We start from the raw sequence: 16,925 nt of genomic DNA, 5'->3' as shown, positions 1-16,925 counted from the left end.
AGCCCCGAGGTTACTCGCTGCTTCCCCGTTGATGCGGACGTGTGCCCGCTGCTGTCGCGCCGCCTCGAGGAGGCGGCGACGAATGTAGCGAGGCAGGTAGTGTTATTTCCGGGTTCGCGTGACCTGAAACTGGCCGGCCAGGCGAATGCGTCAGGCGACCATGGCAGGAAGTTCATCGGCCGGCAGCGCTTTCTTCAAACGCTCGATACGCGCAAGATGATCGGCAACGGCGGCCTGCCGCGATAACCCCGCGACTCTCGCTTCCCAGTAGGCGGGCGGAAATTGCGCAGCAGCGCCCATGTGCAAGATAAGCTGTTCAAGATGGGATAGCTCCCACTCGACGAAGTGCGTATGGTTCATCGCGTTTTTATGAGCGGTTACCGTCATTGCTGACATCCGCCTTGTTAGTTGTCGGTAAAGGGCTGGCCGTCGGCAAGTCGCCGTGGTCGCCAGCACGCGGCCCTCGTCTCGGCCGTGAGCGGCGTCTTACGAGCGGGCGAGCGCCAAGGCGAACCAGCAATGCGCGTGCCTGGCGGCGGCGAGAGGCGCGTGCGTCAGCGCTTGCGAGGAAGCTGCGCGTTCACCAGCGGATTGAAGCCTGTCGAAACGGCGGAAGCGACTGGCGGCGCCGCGGCGCGCTTGCGCTCAGGTGCTTTGCCCGTACGGCGCTTTGGACGGCTTGCGGCGTGAAGCTGCTCGACCAGCGCTTCATCGTCGCCCGACGGTTCTTCACGGTCGCGACGGGTTTGACGTTTCGTCGGCGCAGTGCCCGCATCGGAGGACGGGGCGCCCGTCGCTTCGCCAGCCGCCAACTGCGCGATGATTCGCGCAAAATCGCGCGCGGCATCTGTCGGGGTATGCGCTGGCATCAGCGTCGACACCACGATCTCATGAAAAGTACGGCCGTCGACGGATCGAATGTCGACTGCCGTATCCCACTTCACCCTCGCATCGGCAAATGCGCCCAGCACGCGCTGAAGGACGGCTGGCGACAGCACGCCGCCGTCGTACAGCGCCACCACGGCGCGTTCGGCGACGCGAAACAGCAGCGAGGCCTCGCGTGCGGCCATTATCCGCGGCCCGCGCGAGCATCGAGCCTGACGGAGCGCAGGCCGTTTTCTTCTTCCGGTTCGGCCGTGGTTGCGAGCGGGTCCATGTCCGGCGGCAAGCCGGGCGCAGGACGAGGTTGTTGCCCAGCATCGTCGACAGGCTGCTTGACCGGGTCCGCGACCGGGTCGATTGTCGGGTCGGTTTGCATCGCGTGATTTCCTTTCGCAAATGGAAAAGCGCGCCTCGCTCGATCTGTCTGCGGATCGAAACTGCGGGCATCGCCCGGCGTGCTTCGCCGCGACCTGCTGGCATAACCTGCGGCATGCAGCGGCGTAGGCGCCCGGATGCTATCCCCGCACTACGGCTTGTCCTCTTGCGGCGGACAGCGCCGCACCCGTCATTTCCGACGGAGGGCGGGGAAATCCGCTGCGAGTGGTGTAGTCTCGCGACGTACGCGTGTGGCCGGAATTGCGCTCGCTATCGGTACGCTTTACTGCGCGTGCTGCCGCATATGCATCGACTGCCGCGATGCCCGCGAGCCCAATGCCTGTGAGCAAGGCACGCGAGCGACGACGCCGTCGATCGTGCGCCACCGCGACGGTAAGGAGGTCGAGCATGTCGCCGCCCGTGCGCGCCAGCAGGAACGGTGCGGGATTTTTCGAAGAGAGCAGTCCGACGCCGCATGCGAGTTCGCGGGCGCCATAGGCGCGTACGAGCGTGTCTCTTCGCTCAACGCCCGCTAATTTCGCCGCTGATCGCGGCGCGAGAACTTCGACAACGCCGAGTGCAAGGCTAAACCAGCCGAGCGCACGCGCGGCCGAGTCCAGATGCGACGACGCACGTTCCGATCGAGTCTTCATGGCGTTCACCTATTCCATGTGATGTTGCTGACCCAGGGGCGTCCGGGCGCCTGTGAGTTCGGCAGTGGGTGCCAGTCGGGTTGAGCAAACGGTGTTCCGTGCAGGGCTCATATGCGTTCCGCAGAGATCACCGCGCTCACAAATCGCCGGATGAGCACGCCCCTCACCTGGGCCTTGACGGCGTTGCGAAGCACCGCGCGTTGGGCCGAGAGTCGTTCGATTGACCTCGGTGCTCTTTCTGCAGTTTGCCGATCGCAGACGATTCGTTTGAAAGCATCGCCTGCAAAACAGCAGGCGAATTCACATCTGAAGATCAGGTTGATACTCAAATCGCCTTGTAGCGCCCGGTCCATCAAGGTTACGTGGGAGAGCGGCTGCGTTGTTTCGACACGCGTTGCTTCGAATCAAGAGAAGGTGATCGCTCTGTGAGCGACGGTGAAGCATCGTTCTTCGTTCCGGAAAACTGCTTCCTATAAACGACTGGAGTCATCTGTTTCGCCATCTTGAACTGGCGGTTAAAGTTTGCCAGATTGGGAAATCCCGATCGACTGGCGACTACCGATATTGGCAACGCGGTATCTGCCAACATCCGACACGCGTGACCGATGCGCACGCGAGCAATGTATGCGCTTACGCTTTCCCCGAGGTGTTGAGTAAAGTGCCTCGTCAGCGTTCGTTCAGACATCCCGGCGGCCTTCGCGAGGGTCCCGAGTTTCAGTGGATGCGTAAATTGCGTGTCGATCAACGACAGCACGCGGTTGAGCCGGTCCGGCCCGTATGCCGAAGTCGTGCCTGCGCGCGCGTCGAAGGCGCTCGGCGACGTTAGCGCTTCGCCTGGAAAGTCCGCGAGCAGCATGAGAACATCGAGCACGGCGGTCAGCCGTTCTCGTGCGTTGGCCGAGAGCAACCGGTCAAGTTGCGCACGCATCTGCGTACCGGCGCCTTGCTGGAAACTCAGCCCGCAAGTGGCGCGCCGGAGAAGGTTGCGCAGGTCGGCGTACTCCGGGCACAGGTCGGTCAGTCGTTGTACCCACGTGCCATCGAACCATACGACGATAGCCACTTGCGGCTGTAACGGGTCGATAGAGCGGTTCGACGACCATGTGTGAGGCAAATCTGGCGGGACCAGCACCAAATCGTCGTCGCCATAGACCGCGACCGAGTCTCCGATGTAGCGCTTGCCTTGGCTGTTCATCGTCAGAGTCAGCTCGTACTCGGGATGGTGGTGCCGCTCAAATGGAATTCGAGGCAAGCGGCGGTTATACACCCTGACTGAACAGCTTGCACCGAAATCAACGTGTTCGTAGATGGCTTTCATGGACGGAAGTGCAGCTGCAATTGACCGTCGTTATGAGAGGCAGCGTGTCTCAGCCTGTTAATTTGCGATTGGAGCCTGCCTGGAGGCTGTAGCGCCACAGGATTTCTGTACATTTGCTCCCTCTCGCTCCGATGGTAAACCCGGACCGAACAGCCCTCGTCAAACTCGACATGTTCGCAGGCTGGTTTCATGGCCGAAAACGCAAATGAATTGCCTGAATAGTATCACTACGTCTTGCGTGCGCGGCATATGCTACCGGACACGAATTGCAAACGGAGACGATCATGGCGCTGGAAATCGAAGACTTGCCGGGCGCAATCCGGCAGGCAAAAAAGGAACTGCGCGCGGCATTGCCGAATTACCGGGAGGTCTTTGCCGAAGTCGAAGCGGCGATCGGCGAAGAGGCGAAGCGCATTGCAAGCGAGCGCGATCGCGGGGAAAACGTCATTCCTGAGATTCAGTTCGCCGACATTACCGCAGGACATGTGACGGCCGAGCAGATCGCACTCGTCAAGGCACGCGGCGCATGTGTGATTCGTAATGTGTTCCCACGCGCGCAGGTGCAGCGTTGGGACGACGATATCGCCGAATATGTCGAACGAAACAACCTCGACAAGCGCCTCGAAAATCGCGCCGAGGACAAATATTTTGGCCAGCTGGCCTCGAGCAAGCCGCAGATCTACGGCGTGTACTGGTCGAAGCCCCAAGTGCTGGCCCGTCAGTCGGAAGCGCTGACGGCGGCCCGTGTATTCCTCAACAAACTCTGGCGAAACGAGAGCGACGGACGCGTTCACTTCGATCCGGAGCAGGTGCCCGTCTACGCTGACCGTCTGCGTCGGCGGCCGCCTGGCTCGGCGTCGCTTGGCTTGTCGGCGCATTGCGACGGCGGGTCGGTCGAGCGTTGGATCGAAAGCAATTTTCGCAAGGTGTACCGCCACGTGTTTGCCGGCAACTGGCGCGACTATGATCCTTTCGACGCCGCGTTCCGGCCTGACGTGGAAGAGATCGCGTCGCCCGCTGTCTGTTCGATGTTCCGCACCTTCCAGGGCTGGACAGCGTTGACGCCGCAGGGGCCGGGTGACGGCACGCTGCAACTCGTACCCATCGCCAATTCGATGGTGTACATCCTGCTGCGCGCACTTCAGGACGACGTCGCCGAAGACGACCTTTGCGGGGCCATGCCCGGTCGGGCACTCTCGATCAAGCCGGAATTTCATGCGCCATTGTTCGAGGCGTTGTCGTCGATTCCCAAAATGGAAGCGGGCGACACGGTGTTCTGGCACAGCGACGTCATTCATGCCGTCGAAGACGAACATAAGGGCACGGGGTACAGCAATGTGATGTATATCGCCTCGGTGCCGGCGTGCGCCAAAAACGACGCTTATCTGAAACGCCAGTTGCCGAGCTTCCTGAAGGGCGAGAGCCCGCCTGATTTCCCGACTGATCATTTTGAAGTCGATTTCACCGGCCGTGCAACAACCGACGACCTGACGCCGCTTGGCAAGGCACAACTCGGGTTTGATCTGTAATTGAATCGGGCACGCATGCACAGTCGCTCTGATTGCGAATGCGTTGCGCCAACCATAAAGAAAAATTCGGAGACTGCAATGAAACGATCACTGACATCGGTGGCGACGGCTGCCGCGCTGCTTATCACCGGTACTCACGCCGCACTTGCTGCCGAACAGATTTCGGTATTGCACTGGTGGACCTCGGGCGGCGAGTCGAAAGCCATCCGGGTGCTCAAGGACGACATGAGCAAACAGGGCTACGAGTGGAAAGACTTCGCTATCGCGGGAGGTGCGGGCGCGGCGGCCATGACGGCGCTGAAGACGCAGGTGATCTCGGGTAACGCGCCGTCGGCAGCACAGATCAAAGGGCCGCTGATTCAGGATTGGGCGGAGCAGGGATCGCTGGTCACGATCGATCAGGCCGCGACCGACTGGAAAGCGCATACGCCTGCGCGAATCGACAGTGCCGTGAAGGCGGGCGGGCACTACGTGGCCGCGCCGTTCTCCGTGCATCGCATCAACTGGCTGTGGATCAACAAGGCGGACCTGGACAAAGTGGGCGGCAAGCCGCCGACGACCTGGCCGGAGTTCTTTGCGCTCGCCGACAAGTTTCGCGCCGCGGGCATCACGCCTGTCGCGCATGGCGGTCAACCCTGGCAGGATATGACCATCTGGGAGACCGTCGTGCTGTCGCAGGGCACGGACTTTTATCGCAAGGCACTCATCGATCTCGATCAGAAAACGCTGACCTCGCCGCAGATGGTGCAGGTGTTCGAGACGGTCCAGAAGATCCGCACTTACTTCGACAAGGGCTACCACGGCCGCGACTGGAATCTCGCTACGGCGATGGTGATTTCCGGCTCGGGCGGCATGCAGTTCATGGGCGACTGGGCGAAGGGCGAGTTCACCAACGCGAACAAAAAGGCGGACGTCGACTATGTCTGCGCGGCGGCGCCCGGCACGTCGAATGCCTACACATACACAGCCGATACCTTCGTGTTCTATCAGCAGAACGGCAAGAAGGATGCGACGCCAGGACAGATTGCACTTGCCAAAACGATCATGTCCGTTGATTTTCAGCAGCAGTTCAGCCTCTACAAGGGTTCCATTCCAGTCAGGCTGGATGTACCCATGGACAAGTTCGATAGCTGTGCCAAAAAATCACGCGCAGACGAGCAGGCGACGATTCAATCCGGCGGGTTCCTGCCTTCGTTGGCTTTCGGTGAACTTCAGTCGCCCGTCACAGCGGGTGCCATTAGCGACGTCGTGACGAATTTCATGAACTCGAATGAGGACGCGAAAGAGGGTGTACGCAAGCTTGCAGCTGCTGCAAAGGTCAAGTGAAGATGCGACTGGACCATCACATGACACGCGACTCCACCCATGAGAAAGGGCAAAAATGAATCCCATAGCAAAGCGTAAATGGCCACGTTCAGGGCTTGAGACAACCATGATGGGATTCGGCGCGGCGCCGATCGGCAACATCTTCAGGCCGATCAGCGAGGAGGATTCGGCTACCCTGATCAAGGCGGCGTGGGACGCGGGCGTACGCTACTTCGATACCGCCCCGATGTATGGTCATGGTTTGAGCGAGGCGCGGTGCGGACAGGGGCTGCGCTGGTATCCGCGCGACCAGTACGTGCTGTCCACCAAGGTAGGGCGCATTCTGAAGCCGCGCAGGCGCGCCGAAATCAACTTCGAACCGTGGGTCGACGGGCTGCCGTTTGAACTCGTCTTCGACTATAGCTACGACGGCACGATGCGCTCGATCGAGGACAGTCTGCAGCGTCTCGCGCTGGAGCACATCGATATCGCGTTGATCCACGACATCGATGTGTTCACGCACGGAGCGCGTCAGCCCGAGATGTTCGAGGCTGCGATGGCGGGTGCGTCGAAAGCACTGTTGAAGCTGCGTGACGAAGGCATCGTGAAGGCGGTGGGGCTCGGCGTCAACGAGTGGCAGGTCGCGCACGAAGCCATCCGCAGGCAGGATTTCGACTGCCTGCTGCTGGCCGGCCGCTACACGCTGCTCGAGCAGGACGCGCTGGACGGTTTTCTGCCGCTCTGCGCAGCGAAGCAGGTGTCGGTTATTCTGGGCGGCGGCTACAACAGCGGCATTCTCGCGACGGGTGCGGTGCCCGGCGCGAAATACAACTACGCCCCGGCGCCGGAATCGATTCTGGAACGCGTGCGCAAGATGGAGCAGGTGTGCCGGGATTATTCTGTGCCGCTCAAGGCCGCCGCACTGCAATTCGTCCTCGCGCATCCCGCGATTCCCACCAGCATTCCGGGTGTGCGCACGGTGGCACAACTCGAAGACAATCTTCAAACCTTCCGCACCGAGATCCCCGCGGAGTTCTGGGTCGAACTGAAGCGCCGCCAGCTGATTCGCGAGGATGCGCCGACGCCTCGATAGCATTCGTGCCAGAAGGACCGGCTCGTCTTCCCGGCCGGTTCTATCATTGACGTGCACGGATTTGCGCTATCTGGCTTTTACAGATCCAGTACAGCCGTTGCGGAGTCGTTTATCCTTATACGCAGTTCAAATATTCTCAGCCTTCCGTCTGCGGAGCAGCGCGCACATGAAAAAGCGAGCGTCCAGGCAAGCGCCCAACACGGTCGAACCGACTGGCCCGCATGTGTTCAGTTTCGCTGCGAATGGCGATGGCTTTCTGCTCGACGGCAAACCGTTTCAGATCCGAAGCGGTGAATTGCACCCGGCGCGTATTCCCGTCGACTACTGGCGGCATCGCATCCAGATGGCGAAGGCAATGGGGATGAACACCATTGCGTTGTACGTGATGTGGAATTATCACGAGCCAACCGAGGGTACGTTCGACTTTCATACGGACAATCGCGACATCGAGGCATTCATCCGTCTTTGCCAGGCGGAGAGCATGTGGGTGCTATTCAGGCCAGGTCCTTATGTGTGCGCGGAATGGGATCTCGGCGGCATTCCGTGCTGGCTGCTGAGGTATCCGGATATCCGGCTGCGCACGGATCGCGCTAACGATCCGCGCTACATGCACGCCGTCGAGCGCTACATCGCCGAACTCTTGCCACGCGTCAAGCCCTTGATGGCTGAAAGCGGCGGTCCGATTCTGATGATCCAGATCGAGAATGAGTTTGGATCATTCGACAGCAATCAAGCCTATCTGGAGGAGATCAGGGAGATCTGGATTCGCGGCGGGATCGATGGGCCGTTCTATACGGAAGATGGTCTCGTTCAATTGCAGCAGAGCCAGTCGTATGTCGCCGGCGGCGCGATAGCCTTGAGCAACGGCAACGCGGCGCAGATCGAAGCCGTGCGCAAGGCGTTTCCGTCCGTGCCTGCGATGGCGGGAGAGGTGTATCCAGGTTGGCTCACGCATTGGGGCGAGCGTGCTTTTCAAGGCACCTCAGTCGATCTTTGCGCGACGCTCGATGAATTGATGCGCAAGAACCTGTCGTTCAATCTCTATGTCATTCACGGCGGGACGAGTTTTGGCTTTTATGCGGGCGCGAACGTGGATGCCGACTCGGGCGAGTATCAGCCCGACATCACGAGCTATGACTATGCCGCGCCTGTCAGCGAGCAAGGTGTGGCCACACAACGCTATATGCAGTACCGCAGCATCATTGCCGGATATCTGTCGACACCTCTGCCGCCAGTGCCTTTGCCAATCGATACGCTTACAGCGAAGGACGCAAATGGTACTCGCCGGTTGATGCCGCAACGCTACGCGTCCATTTGGGACAATCTTCCTGCCGCACTTCCTTCGGCGCAAACAACGCATCCGCAGCCATTCGAAATGTACGGGCAGGGGTTTGGCTTCGTGCTGTATCGGAAGAGACTTGGGCGCTATGAAAGCGGTTCGCTGGATATAGCCAATGTTCACGACTACGCGACCGTGTTCATCGGCGACCAATATGCGGGCGGCGTGTCGCGCGCACGTATGCCGGAAGAACGCGCATTGCCGCTGAACGTGGTGCATCGCAAGCCGTTGGCGCTGCCTGGTGCCTCGTCGGTTCAGGATGATGCGCAAGTGCTGGAGATCCTTGTCGAAGGCATGGGACGCGTGAATTACGGGCATTCGATGATCGACCGAAAGGGCATTGTCGACCCCGTTGTTCTGCATCATGCGTCGGGCGCACGCGAGGTTCTGACAGGCTGGGAAGTCGTGCTGCTGCCAATGGATGAATCGTTTGTCGAGAACTTGCGACCGCTTTGTTCAAATCCCGATAAAGCCGGACTCTTCTTCATTGCGACACTGTCAATCGACGCTACTGGCGACGTCTATTTCGACATGAGCGAGTGGACCAAAGGCATCGTCTGGGTCAATGGGCATAACCTCGGTCGCTACTGGAATATCGGCCCGCAGACACGGCTCTATTGCCCGGCTCCGTGGCTCGAGCCCGGAGACAATACGGTGTTGATCTTCGATCAACATCAATTGGAAGCCAGGGCGGTCGGCCTGGCATCGACGCTTTCATAGGCCGCCAGACAATACTGGCGACAATTCAATCGTCAGAACCTGAAATGGATCGAGGCGAATTGCTTGCGGGCGGTCTGCGTCCCATAGCGCCGGCAGATTCGTATCGCCGTCGACAAACGGAAAGCGTGCGCGGAACGGACCTTCAATGCCACCCGGCAGTTCGAGATGCGCTCTTAGATCGAGCGTGAAACCGTTCGCGCGATCATCCGGATTGCGCAGTGTGACGATTGCTTTCGATGGCGCCCACGCGGCCCATCCGTAGATTTCAAGCTGATCCGGTGCGCCGCCGATCCAGTGGCTATCGCCCAGCACGTCGGCATGAGCGCGCGCCCAGCGAGCCGCCTGCGCGAGCACGTCCCAGTCGTGCTCACCGAGCAACGACGGCGTGACGTACAGTTCCTGCAATTGTGTGCCGCTGCCGAAGTACGATTGCACTTCATGCGCAAACGCATGACTGGGATCGGAATTGAGGCGCGCATTCTCCTGCGCGTAGATGATGCCGTGAAGCATCAGCGAATTGAGTGGGAACAGCGGACTTCGACACACGACATTGCGATACGTTTGCGCATCGCGATACGTGATCCAGCGCTCCCGGTCGCTGCCCGTGCCGGCGAACCCATAGTCTGCGCCGTCGCGCCAGATCGAATCGACATGGCGCAGCCAGAACGGCGACGCTTGCGTGCCTGTCGACAGATTGACGAACACATCATGCTTGACGCCACGCATCGCTTCGATGAGTTCGACAGCCGCGTCCCAATCGCTGTTGAAGTGGCTGCCGGGCACGACCCTGTTCGCGTTTCCCGTGCCGTCGAGCTTGAAGTGATTGACGCCATGCCGGGCGAGCAGGTCCATCGCGACATCATGGAAGCGGCGATAGTACCTTGGGCCCGAGAGCGCGAAGCCGTCGCCGATGGTCTCGTATCCGGCGGCCTGGCCGCGCGTCACGCGTTCCGTCCGCGGCGGTCCGTAGCCACCCCATGGCGACAGCCAGACGCCCGGGGCGGCGCCATATCGCGCAGCGGCGTGTTTCAAAGGCTGGAAGCCGTCGGGAAACGCAGGGCTGAATGACCAGTTGCCGCTATAGTCGTCCCAGCCATCGTCGAACAGGAATGAATCGAGTTGCACGCCGCGCTTTTCGTGCAATTCATGACCGACTGCGTGGATGCGTTCGATAGCCTGCGCCTGCGTGTATGTCGTCAGAAAGCCGATGTCGTACCAGGAGTTGTAGTGCAGAAACGGACAGTAAGGACGCGCCCGTTCGCGCTCGACATAGGCCGCGAAATCGCGCCGCAACTGGCCATCGCGGAACACCCCGGCAACAGCCGAGTAAGCGAGTGTTTTTCCTTTTTCGAGCGGCAGTGCACCACTAACGCTGAAGCGGGCGACGCCGTCGCGCACTTCGCTTTCGGACATCGGAAGCTCGAAGCCCAGATAGAAATTGCCGTCGACAACCGGCACGGCTGCGAGGTCGCCGGCCTTTCTTGCGTTCGGCGCTCGCGCTTGCAGCAGCGAAATCGACGCGATGGGTTCGTCCTGCAAGAGCGCCGTTATCGACAGATGCTGACGAAGATAGCGCGAGCCCTCGCGCTGCTCCACGCTCCATTCGACACGCAAACGTCGCTCGCTATCGCCGAGCGTGGCAATCACGCGTTTGCCAGCAACACGCCCGGCTTTGCGTAGTGCATCGGGATTGGCAGGCAGTGCTTCCTCACGCAACGGCGCGACCAGCCGCAAACTGGCTGCGTCGAGCGTGCGCCCATCGGCAAAGGTGAGAACGAACGGTGCGTCGATAGCCAGCGTGCGGCCGTGCGCGCGATCCGCCACGCAAACGCCGCACAGAGAACGGTCGGCAATCGTCCAGTGCAGCGCAATCGCGCCGTTGCCGAACGCGTAGTGATCGTCGTGCGCCTGAAAAACGGGCGAACCCGCGTGCATGACGCGCCCCGTCCGTTACTTCACGGTCTGGAGTACCTCGAAGCCCTCGAACTCCGGATGACCGAGATAGAGCGCGCGCGACTCGCTTCCTGCGTTCCGGTGCGCGGCGCGAAACGCCTCGGACTGCGTCCACGCCTCGAACGCCGGTCGATCCGCCCACACGGTGTGACTCGAATACAGCACGTGGTCGTCGCGTTGCGGTCCCTTCAGCAGATGAAACTCGACAAAACCGGGCACGTCCTTCAGATGCGTGTCCCGCGTCGTCCACACTTCCTCGAAGGCGCTTTCCGAACCCAACGCCACCTTGAACCGGTTCATTGCAATGAACATGACTGTCGCTCCCGAATGACTGCGATGTCGCGAAGTTGCGAATGCTTCGAAAGTCTACCGACGAAGTATACGCACAAGATCGCCAACGCGTGCATCGGGAGCGAACCCGGCTACCGCCCGCGCGCCCACTGCGCGAACCCCGCGCATACGACCAGCAGGGAGCCGGTGACGAAGAACACGGAATGCATGCCGAAATGGACGGCAATCTGTCCGCCGATCACGGGGCCGATCACCTGTCCGCTGAACTGCGCGGATTGCAGATAGCCGAGCATCTGACCCGTCTTGCTCTCGTCGACGGCGTGACGCGCGAGCTTCGCAATGGCGGGCAACAGCCCCGCGAGCGACATGCCCATCAGCGCGCGCAGCGCAGCGAGTTGCCACCATTGATGAACGAACGCTTGCGGCAGCATCACCAGGCCCGTGACGATCAGGCAACCGATGATCACATTCCACCCGCCGATCCGGTCCGCGAGCGCGCCGAGCCGCGCTGCCGTCAGCATACTGCCGAACGCGGAGCAGGCCATCACGACACCCGCAATGCGCGCCAGTTGATCCGGCCCGACGCCGAGGCTGCCGACGTACACGGTAATCACCGGTTCGATCGACATGTTGGCGAGCAGCACCATCATCGCCGTGGCGAGCAATGCGCCGATTGCCGCATAGTGAGTGCGCGCGGAGGGCGCGGCTGTCGTGCCGCTGGTGGCTTTGCGCTTCGAATCGGTGGCGGGGCGGAAGTCTTCCTTGACGACGAAGATCGTCAGCAGCGCCGCCACCGCGATCACCGCGCCGCCCGCGAAGAACGTGCCGCGGATGCCGATCCAGCCCGGCAGCAAACCGCCGATCAACGGCCCGACCAGTGCGCCCGCGAGCGCGCCCGTCGACAGCAGCCCGAGGGCCCAGCCGGCGCGTTCGCGCGGCGCCTGCGTGCCGACCATGACCGTCGAGGCCGACGCATACCCGCCCACCAGACCCGCGATCAGACGCAGCCCGACGAGCTCGTACACATTGTGCGCGATGCCGATCAGCGACATCACCACGGCCATGCCGACGGCGGCGCGAATCAGCATCGGCTTGCGGCCATAGCGGTCGGCGAGGCGCCCCCACAGCGGCGCGGTGACGGCGGTGCCGAGGAACGTCGCGCCGAACGCGACGCCCGACCACTGGATCACATCGGCCTGCGACTCGACGCCGAGCTGCTTCACATAGAGCGGCAGAAACGGCAGCAGCATGCTGAGGCTGACGAGTGTCGTAAACGAGCCGAACACGCAGACGAACAGATTGCGCATCCAGTGCTGCTGATTGCGCTCCGTGTAGCCAGGTGAGGCGACTTCCGGCGCGGTGCGCATCGCAACGGCGGTCGTGGGCTGGTTCATGCTGTGATTCCTTTGTTCAGGTATGGCAGGAAAGGCTCAACCGTTCTCCGGGCTTCCGCGAAGCGCGGCGAACAGGTCCACGGACAGCGCAAGCGCAAGCGCCGCCGCGCCGATCGCGAACAACATCCGGTAGTTGCCGCCGTTCTGTGTGAAGAGGAACGACATGCCGTATGCAGCACCTGCCTGCAACACCGCGAAACCGGTCGTGGCCGTGCTCCAGGCGCCTTTTTGCGCGGCAGGGTGATGCGCGAGTAGTTCGTTCACGCGGCCGAGCGCGAGCGGCACGATGCCCGGCACGGCCGCACCCATCAGCACGCTGGACGCGATCAGATGCGCGGGACTCGTGCCCGTCAGCGGCAATACGACCGCGACGATCTGTATCACGAATGCGACGCGCAGCGCAGGGCGGAAGCCCGCACGGTCGGCGAGGTGTCCGCTCAATAACGGCCCGGCGATTGCGCCGAGGCCGAACAGTACCCAGTATTGCGCGCCCGTATCGAGCCCCTTGCCGAGTCCGCGCGATACGAAATCGACGAGAAACAGCATGTGGGGAACGAGGCCGATTGCGTTCAGCGCGTACTCCGCATACAGCGCGCGTAACGTGAAGCCGCTGTGTGTTCTGCGCTTCGCATGATGCGCGGGCGTAGCATGTGCATGTGCATCGTGCTTCGGCCAGCCGTTCCATGCTGCGACGGTCAACAGCAGCGCGATGGCTGCGAGACCGAGCCACGTTTGCTTGACGCCTTGAAGCAGCAACAGCGGAACGAGCGTCCCGGATGCCGCAATGCCGAGGCCGATGCCTGCGAAAATCGCGCCGCTCACGAGGCCGCGGCGCGATGGCGGCACATGCGCGAGCACAGTCGGCGCGGCCAGCACCATGAGTGCGCCGCCCGAAAGACCCGACGCGAAGCGCCACACGAAGAACCACGCAAACGACAACGGAAAGGCGCAGGCGACGAAGGCAATCGTGGCCAGCAGCATCATCGCGCGCAATACGTGCGTTGTACTCGCGCGCTTCGCGATATAGCCGCCGAGCAGCGCGCCCGCCAGATAGCCGCCCAGATTCGCAGCGCCAAGATACGCGGCTGTCGATGCCGCAAACCAGTGCGCGTCGATGATGGCGGGAAGAAGCGGCGTGTAGGCGAAGCGCGCGAGGCCGATCCCGACCAGACTTGCGCTCGCGCCCGCCACCGTGCCACGCGTGATGTTGAAGACGGGTGGCTTCGTGATCCGGATAGCTGTGTCCTGCATTCTTATCTCCGTGCTGCTGTCGCTACTGCTGGCTGCGACTCCTCGAATAAAACGTTGATTTTAAAAAATACTACGGCATCCAAAATAATAAATATCGAGGCATGCCATACGGTCAATCTCCGATCTTTCAGGAACCGACGTTACTGCCGCCGTCGACGTGCAGTATCTCGCCCGTCACGAACCCCGCCGACTCCAGGTAAAGCACGGCTTCCGCAATATCCGTCACTTCACCGAGGTGCCCGATTGGATGAAAACGTGCGAGTGCTTCGTGCCGTTCGCGCGGGTGCATCGGCGTTTTGATCACGCCTGGCGCGACTGCATTCACGCGGATGCCGAGCGGTGCGTACTCGATTGCCAGCGATCGCGTCACGGCATTCAGCCCGCCTTTGGTCAACGCGGCCATCGCCGCGGGCAGTCCGGCGCGCGGCCGGTCGACGAGGCTTGCCGTGATGTTCACCACATGGCCGCTGCGTTTCTTTTTCATCTCCGTCAGCACGCGCTGCGTGATATGAAAGAAGCCGTTGACGTTGGTCGCCATGACGGCGTCGTAGTCTTCGGGCGTGTAGGCGTCGAAGGGCTTCGCGATGAAAATGCCTGCGTTGTTGACCAGCGTGTCGATCCGGCCAAAGCGCTCCAGCGCGATGGCGACGATCTGCTGCGCGGTCTGCGCGTCGGCGATGTTGCCTGGCACGGCGGCAATGTCTGGATCGTCGCCGGGTTGGATCGAGCGCGACGTCGCGACGACGCGGAAATTGCGGTCGCGATACGCTTTGACCAACCCCGCGCCAATGCCCTGCGACGCGCCCGTCACGATCACCACTTTCTGTTCGGCACCCATGCTCCTGCTCCTTTATCCCGTTGGGCCGCGCGGCCCGATGTCGATGGAGCAAGTCTAGATTGAGTCGAACGCAGAGAGAATCCACGTCTGGCGGCAGACATTCTTCCGCCGGGCGGTTCAATGGGCGTCGGTGATGCGCTGTAACTGCTTGAAATGCCGGCGCAAACGCGGCGTGGCGAAATCGACGAAGGCGCGCACTTTCGGCACCGACAGGCGGCCGTGCGGCGTCAGAAGATGAACGGGCAAGGGCGCGTGCTCGCTGTCGCGCAACACGATGCGCAGTTGGCCGTCCTTCACCTGCTGCGCGATGTGATACGAGAACATGCGTGTGACGCCGCGTCCTTCGACGGCGGACGCCACGGCGGCGTCGATACTGTTGACGATCAGGCGCGGCGCGAAATGAACGACTTGCGCGACGGTGGAGCCTTCGGCGGGTGGAAAGCTCCACGAGTCGACGCCGAAGTGGGTCATCGAAATGATCTGATGCTGTTCGAGGTCCGCGGGCTCGCGAATCTGCGGGTGCTTTGCCAGATAACGCGGCGATGCCGTGACGACGCGCCGCACTTCGCCGACGGGAATCGCGATCAGCGTCGAATCGGGCAGATGCGCGATGCGCAACGCGACGTCGATGCCTTCGTCGACGAGACTGACGGGGCGGTCGAGCATATGCAGGCGCACGGATACGGCGGGGTATTCGTCGATGAAGTCGTCGAGGATCGAGCGCAGCATGTCCTGGCCTGCCGCGACGGGCGCAGTGATGTTCAGCAGGCCGCGCGGCGCGGAACGCTCGCCCGCGACCAGCAGGTCGGCTTCTTCCAGATCGGTCAGGATGCGCCGGCACGCCGCCGCATAGCGTTCGCCCGCCTCGCTGAGCTTGATCGTGCGGGTGGTGCGGTGCAGGAGCGGCGAGCCCACGTGCGCTTCGAGAAAGGCAATGGCGCGACTCACCGCGGCGGGCGAACGGCCGAGCCGGCGGCTTGCGCCAGCCAGACTGCCTTCGTCCAGCGTCGCGACGAACACCTTCATTGCGTCGATGCGGTCCATGATGAATTGCCCGGGAAATCGCCGGCGAGGCGACGTTGCCCGGAAGTGTACAGCGGCGCGTCTGTTCTGGCCCTTCAGAGGCCGCGCGATGCGTCTACTGGCGCTGCGCGGTGACGAGCCAGCGGCGCAGAGTGGCCGCGTCCTGGAAGTGCGCCTGTGCGTTGGGATCGCCGAGCAGCACGATCAGCACGGGATGGCCGCGCACCATCGTGACGATGATCAGGCAGTGCCCGGCTTCGTTGGTAAAGCCGGTTTTCTGCAATCCGACTTGCCACGATGCGCGATGCACGAGCGGGTCCGTGTTCCGGTACATCAACGGGCCGTCGCCGCCCAGCACCAGCTTCTGATGAGCCGTCGAATACTGCCGGATGACCGGGTAGCGATACGCGGCGCGCACGAGGCGCGTGAGATCGCGGGCCGTCGATACGTTGTGCGGCGACAGGCCCGTCGGATCGACGAAATGACTGCGCGTCATATGCAGACGCTGGGCCGTGTGGTTCATCGCGCGCACGAAGCCGGGCCGCCCGCCCGGATAGTCGCGGCTCAATGCAAACGCCGCGCGGTTTTCCGAGGACATCAGCGCAATATGCAGCAGCGTGCTGCGCAACAGCAGCGAATGAACGGGCAGGCGCGAGCGCGACCATTTCAACCGGTCGACGTCGGCATCGGTGATGCGCAGCGGTTTGATCATCGGGCGCTTCGCGTCGAGCGCGACCATCGCCGTCAGCAGCTTGGTCAGCGAGGCGATGGGCCGGCGTTCGTCGGCGTGTTTCGCGTAGAGCGTGCGGCCCGTCGTCATATCGATGACGATGGCGGCGCGTGCCTGCACGGCGGGTTTGAAGGCGGCGCGCTTCGCGTGCGCAATCGCGGGCACCATGCTCGCGATCAGCAAAAGCATGAGGAACAGATGAAGTTTCAGCACGTCGGTCGGAGGTTGGTT

At 62.0% G+C, this 16,925-nt stretch carries 16 protein-coding genes; 4 read left to right on the top strand and 12 right to left on the bottom strand.

Going from position 1 to position 16,925, the window contains the following annotated elements:
• Window positions 1-150 precede the first annotated feature (150 nt).
• From KFO72_RS26405 to KFO72_RS26385, 5 genes are all read right to left on the bottom strand, one after another.
• The gene (locus tag KFO72_RS26405) at window positions 151-387 is read right to left on the bottom strand and encodes a hypothetical protein (protein ID WP_146174452.1); all 237 of its coding nucleotides are present in this window, start codon (window positions 385-387) and stop codon (window positions 151-153) included.
• A gap of 167 nt (window positions 388-554) precedes the next feature.
• Window positions 555-1,070, bottom strand: a complete 516-nt coding sequence (locus KFO72_RS26400; RefSeq protein WP_225033389.1) for a hypothetical protein — start codon at window positions 1,068-1,070, stop codon at window positions 555-557.
• On the bottom strand, window positions 1,070-1,258 hold the full coding sequence (locus KFO72_RS26395; protein WP_225033388.1) for a hypothetical protein: 189 nt from the start codon (window positions 1,256-1,258) through the stop codon (window positions 1,070-1,072). Before KFO72_RS26395 ends, KFO72_RS26400 begins: the two co-directional genes overlap by 1 nt.
• A 139-nt stretch (window positions 1,259-1,397) precedes the next feature.
• On the bottom strand, window positions 1,398-1,910 hold the full coding sequence (locus KFO72_RS26390) for a hypothetical protein (RefSeq protein WP_225033387.1): 513 nt from the start codon (window positions 1,908-1,910) through the stop codon (window positions 1,398-1,400).
• Between the two features lie 358 nt (window positions 1,911-2,268).
• Complete coding sequence (locus tag KFO72_RS26385; protein ID WP_060607421.1) at window positions 2,269-3,228, bottom strand: helix-turn-helix domain-containing protein; 960 nt, start codon at window positions 3,226-3,228, stop codon at window positions 2,269-2,271.
• A gap of 284 nt (window positions 3,229-3,512) precedes the next feature.
• Here KFO72_RS26385 and KFO72_RS26380 point away from each other — a divergent pair, with 284 nt between their 5' ends.
• The 4 genes from KFO72_RS26380 (at window position 3,513) to KFO72_RS26365 (ending at window position 9,214) form a co-directional block, all read left to right on the top strand.
• Entirely contained in the window at window positions 3,513-4,757 is a 1,245-nt protein-coding gene (locus tag KFO72_RS26380) for a DUF1479 domain-containing protein (RefSeq protein ID WP_060610344.1), read from the top strand.
• 78 nt (window positions 4,758-4,835) lie between these two features.
• Window positions 4,836-6,083 carry an ABC transporter substrate-binding protein gene (locus tag KFO72_RS26375; RefSeq protein WP_054931852.1) on the top strand — a complete coding sequence of 416 codons (1,248 nt, stop codon included), beginning with the start codon at window positions 4,836-4,838 and terminating at the stop codon, window positions 6,081-6,083.
• Window positions 6,084-6,138: 55 nt separating this feature from the next.
• Complete coding sequence (locus KFO72_RS26370; RefSeq protein WP_318248519.1) at window positions 6,139-7,155, top strand: aldo/keto reductase; 1,017 nt, start codon at window positions 6,139-6,141, stop codon at window positions 7,153-7,155.
• 166 nt (window positions 7,156-7,321) lie between these two features.
• Window positions 7,322-9,214 carry a beta-galactosidase gene (locus KFO72_RS26365; RefSeq protein ID WP_225033395.1) on the top strand — a complete coding sequence of 631 codons (1,893 nt, stop codon included), beginning with the start codon at window positions 7,322-7,324 and terminating at the stop codon, window positions 9,212-9,214.
• Here the strand turns inward: KFO72_RS26365 and KFO72_RS26360 are convergent.
• From KFO72_RS26360 to KFO72_RS26330, 7 genes are all read right to left on the bottom strand, one after another.
• Entirely contained in the window at window positions 9,209-11,149 is a 1,941-nt protein-coding gene (locus KFO72_RS26360; protein WP_225033385.1) for an enterotoxin, read from the bottom strand. The two genes, KFO72_RS26365 and KFO72_RS26360, sit on opposite strands and share 6 nt — an antisense overlap.
• Window positions 11,150-11,164: 15 nt before the next feature.
• Complete coding sequence (locus KFO72_RS26355; RefSeq protein WP_054931856.1) at window positions 11,165-11,479, bottom strand: antibiotic biosynthesis monooxygenase family protein; 315 nt, start codon at window positions 11,477-11,479, stop codon at window positions 11,165-11,167.
• A 110-nt stretch (window positions 11,480-11,589) separates the two neighbouring features.
• Complete coding sequence (locus KFO72_RS26350) at window positions 11,590-12,852, bottom strand: MFS transporter (protein ID WP_054931857.1); 1,263 nt, start codon at window positions 12,850-12,852, stop codon at window positions 11,590-11,592.
• 36 nt (window positions 12,853-12,888) lie between these two features.
• Complete coding sequence (locus tag KFO72_RS26345) at window positions 12,889-14,103, bottom strand: YbfB/YjiJ family MFS transporter (RefSeq protein ID WP_225033384.1); 1,215 nt, start codon at window positions 14,101-14,103, stop codon at window positions 12,889-12,891.
• Window positions 14,104-14,230: 127 nt separating this feature from the next.
• Complete coding sequence (locus KFO72_RS26340) at window positions 14,231-14,941, bottom strand: SDR family NAD(P)-dependent oxidoreductase (protein WP_054931859.1); 711 nt, start codon at window positions 14,939-14,941, stop codon at window positions 14,231-14,233.
• 117 nt (window positions 14,942-15,058) lie between these two features.
• Window positions 15,059-15,985 (bottom strand): LysR family transcriptional regulator, encoded by a 927-nt coding sequence (locus tag KFO72_RS26335; protein ID WP_225033383.1) that lies wholly within the window; start codon window positions 15,983-15,985, stop codon window positions 15,059-15,061.
• A gap of 94 nt (window positions 15,986-16,079) precedes the next feature.
• On the bottom strand, window positions 16,080-16,907 hold the full coding sequence (locus KFO72_RS26330) for a serine hydrolase (protein ID WP_082433879.1): 828 nt from the start codon (window positions 16,905-16,907) through the stop codon (window positions 16,080-16,082).
• Window positions 16,908-16,925 lie beyond the last annotated feature (18 nt).

The organism is Paraburkholderia sp. XV (assembly GCF_020177535.1).
GTDB classification, from domain to species: Bacteria; Pseudomonadota; Gammaproteobacteria; order Burkholderiales; family Burkholderiaceae; genus Paraburkholderia; species Paraburkholderia caribensis.
Note: the sequence above shows the minus strand (reverse complement) of the source record. Positions and strands in the feature narration are given on the sequence as shown.

Coding starts and splice junctions, on each gene's coding strand:
- KFO72_RS26405 (WP_146174452.1), bottom strand. CDS start 387: ATGACGGTAACCGCTCATAAAAACGCGATGAACCATACGCACTTCGTC.
- KFO72_RS26400 (WP_225033389.1), bottom strand. CDS start 1,070: ATGGCCGCACGCGAGGCCTCGCTGCTGTTTCGCGTCGCCGAACGCGCC.
- KFO72_RS26395 (WP_225033388.1), bottom strand. CDS start 1,258: ATGCAAACCGACCCGACAATCGACCCGGTCGCGGACCCGGTCAAGCAG.
- KFO72_RS26390 (WP_225033387.1), bottom strand. CDS start 1,910: ATGAAGACTCGATCGGAACGTGCGTCGTCGCATCTGGACTCGGCCGCG.
- KFO72_RS26385 (WP_060607421.1), bottom strand. CDS start 3,228: ATGAAAGCCATCTACGAACACGTTGATTTCGGTGCAAGCTGTTCAGTC.
- KFO72_RS26380 (WP_060610344.1), top strand. CDS start 3,513: ATGGCGCTGGAAATCGAAGACTTGCCGGGCGCAATCCGGCAGGCAAAA.
- KFO72_RS26375 (WP_054931852.1), top strand. CDS start 4,836: ATGAAACGATCACTGACATCGGTGGCGACGGCTGCCGCGCTGCTTATC.
- KFO72_RS26370 (WP_318248519.1), top strand. CDS start 6,139: ATGAATCCCATAGCAAAGCGTAAATGGCCACGTTCAGGGCTTGAGACA.
- KFO72_RS26365 (WP_225033395.1), top strand. CDS start 7,322: ATGAAAAAGCGAGCGTCCAGGCAAGCGCCCAACACGGTCGAACCGACT.
- KFO72_RS26360 (WP_225033385.1), bottom strand. CDS start 11,149: ATGCACGCGGGTTCGCCCGTTTTTCAGGCGCACGACGATCACTACGCG.
- KFO72_RS26355 (WP_054931856.1), bottom strand. CDS start 11,479: ATGTTCATTGCAATGAACCGGTTCAAGGTGGCGTTGGGTTCGGAAAGC.
- KFO72_RS26350 (WP_054931857.1), bottom strand. CDS start 12,852: ATGAACCAGCCCACGACCGCCGTTGCGATGCGCACCGCGCCGGAAGTC.
- KFO72_RS26345 (WP_225033384.1), bottom strand. CDS start 14,103: ATGCAGGACACAGCTATCCGGATCACGAAGCCACCCGTCTTCAACATC.
- KFO72_RS26340 (WP_054931859.1), bottom strand. CDS start 14,941: ATGGGTGCCGAACAGAAAGTGGTGATCGTGACGGGCGCGTCGCAGGGC.
- KFO72_RS26335 (WP_225033383.1), bottom strand. CDS start 15,985: ATGGACCGCATCGACGCAATGAAGGTGTTCGTCGCGACGCTGGACGAA.